This window comes from Janthinobacterium sp. GW458P (genome assembly GCF_002127585.1).
Taxonomy (GTDB): domain Bacteria; phylum Pseudomonadota; class Gammaproteobacteria; order Burkholderiales; family Burkholderiaceae_D; genus Janthinobacterium.
This window is the reverse complement of the sequence record NZ_NEGZ01000102.1, coordinates 1-7,277: the sequence shown is the minus strand read 5'-3', so window position 1 is coordinate 7,277 and position 7,277 is coordinate 1. Positions and strand designations below refer to the sequence as shown.

Sequence of the window (7,277 nt, the reverse complement as noted above, 5' to 3'; positions counted from 1 at the left end):
CCCGCCGTGCGCCCGCCCGGCCGGCGCCAGCGCCGCCGCGTGCTGCTGGCCGAGGACAATCCCGTCAACGTGGAGGTGGCGCTGGCCATGCTCGACAGCCTTGGCCTGGACGTGGCCTGCGCGCGCAACGGCGAAGAAGCGCTGCAGGCGGCACGGGCCGAGGATTTCGACCTGATTTTGATGGATTGCCAGATGCCCGTGATGGACGGCTTTGCCGCCACGGCGGAAATCCGCCGCCACGAACAGCAGTGCGGCCACGCGCGCGTGCTGCCCATCGTCGCCATCACGGCCAACGCGCTGCAGGGCGACCGCGAAGCGTGCCTGGCGGCCGGCATGGACGACTACCTGAGCAAGCCCTTCACGCAGCAGGACCTGGGGCACACGATCGCGCGCTGGATCACCCTGCCGCGCGCGGCCACCGTGCACCACAGCGAGCAGGCGGAAGCGCCGCAGGAGACGCCGCAAGCGCCGCGCCAGGAAGCGCCGCCCGAGGTAACGCCGCCAGCCGCCGCCCCGCCCTCCGGCCAGCCGCTGAACCGGCAGGCGCTGGAAAACATCCGCGCCCTGTCGCGCACCGATGGCGACGCCTTGCTCGAACGGGTCATCCAGGCCTTTGTCGGCGAAACGCCGCGCCAGTTGACGGCCATGCGCGAGGCGATCGCCGGCGCGGATGCGGAAGCGCTGCGCAAGGTGGCCCACAGCCTCAAGTCGGGCAGCGCCAACGTGGGCGCCGACGGCCTGGCGCAGCTGTGCAAGGACATGGAAAAACTCGGCCGCGCCGGCAGCACCGACGGCGCGGCGCCCCTGCTGCAGCAGATGCAGCAGGCATTCCTGGCCGTGCGCGAATCGCTGAGCGCCATCCTCGTGAAGGAACACTGACATGACAGCGCCCCTCTCCCCTCCCCGCGGCCTGGTGCTGGTGGCCGACGACGATCCCGTCATGCGCTTGCTGATGCGGCAGATGCTCACGCAGGTGGGCCTGGACGTGATCGAGGCCGAGGATGGCGTGCAGGCGCTGGCCAGCTACAAGCACAGCGGGCCGGACCTGGTCATGCTCGACGTCGACATGCCGGCCATGGACGGGTTTGCCGTCTGCCGCGCAATCCGTCACCAGGAAGCGGGCGGCACCGTGCCCATCATCATGGTCACGGGCGGCGACGAACTGGAAGCCGTCACGCACGCCTACGAGGTGGGCGCCACCGACTTCATTTCCAAGCCCATCAACTGGCCCATCCTGGGACACCGCGTGCTGTACGTGCTGCGCGCCAGCGACGCCATCGCCCGCCTGCGCATCGCCGACGCGCACAACCGCGCCGTGCTGGCCGCCATCCCCGACACCTTCTTCCGCCTCAACCGCGAGGGCTTTTATCTCGACTATGAACAGGGCCACGACGCCAGCGCCGGCTTTTCCATCAGCAACTGCGTGGGCAGCCATATCCGCGACGTGCTGCCGCCCGAAATCGCCGCGCGCCTGCTGGACAAGGCGCACGCGGTGCTCGCTTCCCAGCACATCGGCTCGGTCGACTACACGCTCACGCACGAGGACAGCACGCGCCATTTCGAGGCGCGCCTGGTGGCGACGGGCGCCGACGAAGTGCTGGGCCTGGTGCGCGACATCAGCGAGCGCAAGCGAACCGAGGAGCAGATCCGCCGCCTCGCCTATTGCGACAGCCTGACAGGCATTCCCAATCGGCAAGCCTTCCTGGAAACCTTGGAACGCGAACTGCTGCGCTCGAAGGAGCACGACAAGAAATTCGCCGTGCTGTTCATGGACCTCGACGCCTTCAAGCGCATCAACGACACCCTGGGCCACGACGTGGGCGACCACTTGCTCAAGGTGGTGTCCGAACGCCTGCGCGAAACCATCCGCCCCAGCGACCTGGTGCTGCGCGCCGAGCACGAGTTCGAGGCCGCACCCGGCGGCAGCAACCTGGCGCGCCTGGGCGGCGACGAATTCACGATACTGATCCCCGACCTGGAGCGGGTGGAAGACGCGCTGAACGTGGCGCACCGGGTCAAGGAAGCCATGCGCCGGCCCTTCATGATCGAGGGGCACGAGATTTTCGTCACGGCCAGCATCGGCATCTCGCTGTATCCGGAAGATGGCGAGGATTGCAACTCGCTGCTCAAATACGCGGACACGGCCATGTACCACGCGAAAAACTGCGGCAAAAACAACGCCAAGCTGTACAGTTCTTCGCTGACGATGGAAATCATGAGCCACGTCAAGATGGAAGTGGGTCTGCGCAAGGCCTTGCAGAACAACGAGCTGTACCTGCTGTACCAGCCGCAGATCGACGTGCCCAGCACGCAGATCGTCGGCGTGGAAGCGCTGGTCCGCTGGCGCCACCCGGAGCGGGGCATCATTTCCCCCACGGAATTCATCCCGCTGGCCGAAGAGACGGGGCTGATCGTGCCCATCGGCGAATGGGTGCTGCGCACGGCCTGCAACCAGGCCAAGGCGTGGCAAAGCGATGGCGGACGGGCCATCCGCATGGCCGTCAACCTGTCGGCCAAGCAATTCAAGGATGAAAACCTGATGCAGATCGTGCTCTCGGTCCTGGCCGACACGGGCCTCGATGCGCGGCTGCTGGAACTGGAATTGACGGAAGGCACCTTGATGGACGACGCGCGCGCCACCATGGTGACCCTGGAGCAGCTGCGCGGCATCGGCGTCTACCTGTCCATCGACGACTTCGGCACGGGATATTCGTCGATGAATTATTTAAAGCGCTTCGACGTGCGGGCCTTAAAGATCGACAAGAGTTTTATCGCCGGCTTGCCGCAGGACACGGAAAACGCGGCCATCACGCGCGCCATCATCGCCATGGCGCACGGCTTGAAAATGGTGGTGGTGGCCGAGGGCGTGGAGACGGACGAGCAGCTGCTGATGCTGGAAGAATACGGCTGCGACATGGCCCAGGGATACTTTTTAGGCCACCCGTCGCCGCACGACACGATCACGGCCATGCTGGCCAGGCAGGCCGGCCAGGTGGCCAGCCTGGAAGCTAGAGCACTTCGAAGGCAAGGATTTGCGTGACTTGCTGCGGATTGAAATTGTCGTCGGAAATCATCACCAGGCTGCGGCGGCCGTTGGCCAGGCGCGGTCCCCAGCTGATGCCCTCGATATTGTCGACCCTGGCCAGGCCGGCCTTGCCCAGGTCCAGCAGCAGGCGCTTGCGCGCCGGCACATAAGTCGCGCCCGCCAGGGCGGGGATATCCCGGATATCGGTGGCGCCATCCGTTTCCATTTCGTAGAGGCGCACGTGGTTCGTGTAGAGGCCGTCCGCGTCGGCCACGCCGGCCCGCTCCAGCACCAGCACCCGATGGTCGTTCACGGCGAGAATTTCCGACACGCCATTATCCGCCTCGCGCCCCGGCGCGGGCCGCGACGCCACCGGCTCGATCGGGTACGCGTACTGGCCCAGCACGGTGCCGGCGCGGTCCAGGCGCGTGATGCGCACGACGGAGCCGTTGTCGGGCGTGGCCAGCGGGCCATCCTGGTACAGGGCCGCTTCCATGCCCAGCCACAGGCTCTTGCCATCCGACGAGAAAGACAGCGCCTCGAAGCTCATGTTGTTGCGCGAGCCGATGTCTTCCATCGAGACATGGAACATGGCCGGCGTAGGCAAGGTGGACAGATAACGCCCGTCGCGGTCCGCATGGCGCACGAACGGGTGCAAGCCCACCTTGCGGTTGCCTTCGCTGCCATACCACAGGCTGCCGTCCTGCGGATCGACGCGGATGGTTTCGATGTCGGCGACCTGCTCGCCACGGTCCAGTTTTGCATGGGCCAGGTTCGGGTAGCGGCTGCCGTCCGGTTGCGTGAAGAAATGCACGCTGTTGAAGGTCACGGCGGAGAATGCCGCGCTGTCGTAGCTGAGCGTGGCGCGGTAAAAGCGGGCCGGGTTGATTTCCGAGCGGTCATCGCTTTCCATCACCCAAGTATTGCTCGCCGCATCGTAATCGATGCCGGACAGGCCGCCTACCGTGGTGCCCTGGAAAGCCTGCTTCAGGGCGATGCGCTGCTCGCCGATCAGGCGCAGGCCGGCGATCGGCGCGTCGTCGGGGAAGCTGGCGCAGGCGGAGAGGAGGATGGACACCGCCAGCGCGGAGATCAGGCGCGCGCGCAGGGCACGGAGGGATGACTGCTTCACGATATTCCTTAATGAAACCCCAAGCGCAGAATCCGGGGTCGGTCCTTTCAGGATTGGAATACATCGCATTGGACGTATTCCCCCGCCGGGTCTGCCCCCAGCTTTAATTCTGTCGGCTAAGCATGAATCACACCACGCCACCGGCCTTGAGCCGCGCGATGGCCGCCGCATCATAGCCGAGCGATGCCAGCACCTCGTCGTTATGCTGGCCCAGGGTCGGGCCCAGCCACTGCGTCTTGCCCGGCGTGGCGGACAGTTTCGGGCTGATGGCGGGCAACTTGACGGGCGTGCCGTCGGCGAAATGGTGTTGTTCGAACATGTCGCGGGCGAGAAATTGCGGATCGCTCAGCATGTCGCGCACGGAGTAGATTTTGCCGGCCGGCACGTCGGCTGCCTTCAGCACGGCCAGCGCGCTGTCGATGGTATGCGTGGCGCACCAGGCGCCGATGGCGTCGTCGATTTCCTGCGTGCGCGCCACCCGGCCGTCGTTGCGCGCCAGCTGCGGGTCGCCCGCCATGTCGATGCGGCCCATGGCCAGCATCAGGCGCTTGAAGATGGCGTCGCCATTGCCGGCGATGACGATGTTTTCGCCGTCGCCCGTCGTGTAGGTATTCGAGGGCACGATGCCGGGCAGGGAGCCGCCCGTGCGCTCGCGCACCACGCCCGCCTGGTCGTATTCGGGCACCAAGGACTCCATCAGGTTGAACACGGATTCGTACAGGGCCACGTCGACCATCTGCCCTTCCCCGCCGTCGCGGCCGCCCGTCACGTCGCGGTGGCGCAGCGCCAGCATGGCGCCGATCACGCCGTGCAGGGCCGCCACGGAGTCGCCGATGGACACGCCGACGCGCACGGGCGGACGGTCGGCAAAGCCGGATACATAGCGCAAGCCGCCCATCGATTCGCCGATGGCGCCGAAACCGGGCAAGTCCTTCATCGGGCCCGTCTGGCCAAAGCCGGACAGGCGCACCATGATGATGGACGGTTTTTCTTTCTTGAGCTGTTCGTAGCCGAGGTCCCACTTTTCCAGCACGCCGGGGCGGTAGTTCTCGATGATGATGTCCGCTTCCAGGGCCAGCTGGCGGGCAATCGCCCGGCCTTCCGGCGTCTTCAGGTTCAAGGTCAGACTTTTCTTGTTGCGCGCCTGCACCGACCACCACAGCGAGGTGCCGTCCTTCAGCACGCGCCAGGTTCGGATCGGGTCGCCGCCGTCGGGCGACTCGATCTTGATCACGTCGGCGCCGAATTCGGCCAGCATGCGGGCGCAGAACGGCCCCGCGATCAGGGTGCCCAGTTCCAGGACTTTGATGCCCGTCAAAGGACCAGTGTGCGCGGAGGATGCTGTCATAGTGTGCTCAGGTTGCCCTGCGGTCGAGCATCGCGCGGGCAATCGTGCCCGCGTCGACGTATTCCAGTTCGCCGCCCACGGGCACGCCGCGGGCCAGGCGGCTCACGCGCAAGCCCCGCGCCTTCAGCATTTCGCTGATGTAGTGGGCCGTCGCTTCGCCTTCATTCGTGAAGTTGGTGGCCAGCACCACTTCACTCACCACGCCATCGTTGGCGCGGTTCAGCAATTTTTCGAGGTGGATATCTTTCGGGCCGATGCCGTCCAGCGGAGACAATCTGCCCATGAGGACGAAATACAGGCCCTTGTAGGTGAGCGTCTGCTCGATCATCAGCTGGTCGGCGGGCGTTTCCACCACGCACAGCAAGCGCTTGTCGCGCTCTTCGTCGAGACAGGTCTCGCACACTTCGTGTTCGGTAAAGGTATTGCACAGGCCGCAGTGATGCACGGCATCGACGGCCTGGAACAGGGCGCGCGACAGCATGGCCGCGCCTTCCCTATCGTGCTGCAACAAATGAAACGCCATCCGCTGCGCCGACTTGGGGCCGACGCCGGGCAGGCGCCGCAGCGCCTCGGTCAGAAATTCAAGCGACTTTGACATGGATCAACCCTGCCCAGTGCCACAGATCGAGCGCATGCGGTATGGCATCAGAATGGCATTTTGAAGCCGGCTGGCAAGTTCATGCCGCCGGTCAAGCCTGCCATTTTTTCCGCGGACGTCGCTTCCGCCTTGCGCACGGCGTCGTTGAAGGCGGCGGCCACCAGGTCTTCCAGCATGTCCTTGTCGTCGGCCAGCAGCGACGGGTCGATGGACACGCGCTTGACGTCGTTCTTGCACGTCATGACGATTTTCACGAGGCCGGCGCCGGACTGGCCTTCCACTTCCACCAGCGCCAGTTGTTCCTGGGCCTTTTTCATGTTGTCTTGCATTGCTTGCGCCTGCTTCATCAGGCCAGCCAGTTGATTTTTCATCATGAGAATGCTCCGTTAATTCAGTTTGTGAGTGTGTTAATCATCAATGCAGGGTCGGCGCGGCGGAGCCGGCCGGTGCAGGGGTAATCGTTCCCGGCACAACAATAGCGTCGAATGCACGCTTCATGTCGAGCACGAAAGGGTCGGTTGCTATGGTTTCTTCCGCTTGCCGCTGGCACGCCTCGCGGTGGGCCTGCGCTTCCGCGCTGGCCGTGTACCAGACGGCGCCCAGTTCCGTGTCGACATTGACCTTGCGGCCGAAGCGCTCGGTCAGCGCGGCCGCCAGTTTTTCCACGTTGGCCGGGCTGCGCCACGTGTCGATGGGCACGCGCAGGCGGAACGTGGTGCTGTGGCCATCGTGCAGGCATTCGATCAGCTCGGCCTGCACGGCCAGCTGCTGGGCCACGCCGCGCAGGGGCAGCACGGCGGCCACGGCCGGCCAGTTGCCGTCCCAGTCCAGGCCCGGCACGGGCGTGATCACATACGGCCCGCTGGGCGCGGCTTGCTTGGCGGCACGCTGCGGCATGACGACGGCGGGCTGCTCGCTGCTTGGCGCGGCGGGCGCGGACACGGCAGCCGAGGCGCTGTCGTCGGAAAATTCGGTGACCCACGGCGGCAAGTCGTCGTCGGCTGCGGCCGGCTGCGGCGGCGCGGCGGGACGCGCCTGCTGCACGGGCGCCGGCGCCGCCGGTACGGATACCGGCGCGAACGCGGGAGTCTCCATCACGGCCACGGGCGGCGCATCGTCCCACGGCGCCGGCGCTTGCGCGGCGGCCGGCGGTGGCGGCGCAGCCTGGACGGGC

Annotated in this window: 6 protein-coding genes and 1 pseudogene; 2 read left to right on the top strand and 5 right to left on the bottom strand. The window is 66.0% G+C overall.

The features are described from left to right. Together CBW50_RS27655 and CBW50_RS27650 are read left to right on the top strand one after the other, a co-directional pair. On the top strand, nt 1-879 hold an 879-nt coding region (locus CBW50_RS27655; protein ID WP_139842677.1), incomplete at its 5' end, for a response regulator. Between the two features lies 1 nt (nt 880). Beyond that, nucleotides 881-3,040 (top strand): EAL domain-containing protein, encoded by a 2,160-nt coding sequence (locus CBW50_RS27650; protein ID WP_086148466.1) that lies wholly within the window; start codon nt 881-883, stop codon nt 3,038-3,040. Here CBW50_RS27650 and CBW50_RS27645 read toward each other — a convergent pair. The 5 genes and pseudogenes from CBW50_RS27645 to CBW50_RS27625 form a co-directional block, all read right to left on the bottom strand. Further along, nucleotides 3,009-4,157: an esterase-like activity of phytase family protein gene (locus CBW50_RS27645; protein WP_086148465.1), complete on the bottom strand. Its 1,149-nt coding sequence runs from the start codon at nt 4,155-4,157 to the stop codon at nt 3,009-3,011. The genes CBW50_RS27650 and CBW50_RS27645 overlap by 32 nt on opposite strands. Before the next feature lie 127 nt (nt 4,158-4,284). Then, nucleotides 4,285-5,505 carry a CaiB/BaiF CoA-transferase family protein gene (locus tag CBW50_RS27640; protein ID WP_086148464.1) on the bottom strand — a complete coding sequence of 407 codons (1,221 nt, stop codon included), beginning with the start codon at nt 5,503-5,505 and terminating at the stop codon, nt 4,285-4,287. 7 nt (nt 5,506-5,512) lie between these two features. Beyond that, nucleotides 5,513-6,103, bottom strand: a complete 591-nt coding sequence (gene recR / locus CBW50_RS27635; RefSeq protein WP_070291397.1) for a recombination mediator RecR — start codon at nt 6,101-6,103, stop codon at nt 5,513-5,515. Between the two features lie 47 nt (nt 6,104-6,150). After that, a complete protein-coding gene (locus CBW50_RS27630) occupies nt 6,151-6,477 on the bottom strand; it encodes a YbaB/EbfC family nucleoid-associated protein (protein ID WP_034759121.1) in 327 nt (108 codons plus the stop codon). A gap of 40 nt (nt 6,478-6,517) precedes the next feature. Next, nucleotides 6,518-7,277: pseudogene (locus tag CBW50_RS27625) on the bottom strand (DNA polymerase III subunit gamma/tau); the annotation flags it as partial.

Excerpts from the sequence above, each read along its gene's own strand:
- recR (WP_070291397.1), bottom strand. The coding sequence starts at position 6,103 with ATGTCAAAGTCGCTTGAATTTCTGACCGAGGCGCTGCGGCGCCTGCCC.
- CBW50_RS27650 (WP_086148466.1), top strand. The coding sequence starts at position 881 with ATGACAGCGCCCCTCTCCCCTCCCCGCGGCCTGGTGCTGGTGGCCGAC.
- CBW50_RS27640 (WP_086148464.1), bottom strand. The coding sequence starts at position 5,505 with ATGACAGCATCCTCCGCGCACACTGGTCCTTTGACGGGCATCAAAGTC.
- CBW50_RS27630 (WP_034759121.1), bottom strand. The coding sequence starts at position 6,477 with ATGATGAAAAATCAACTGGCTGGCCTGATGAAGCAGGCGCAAGCAATG.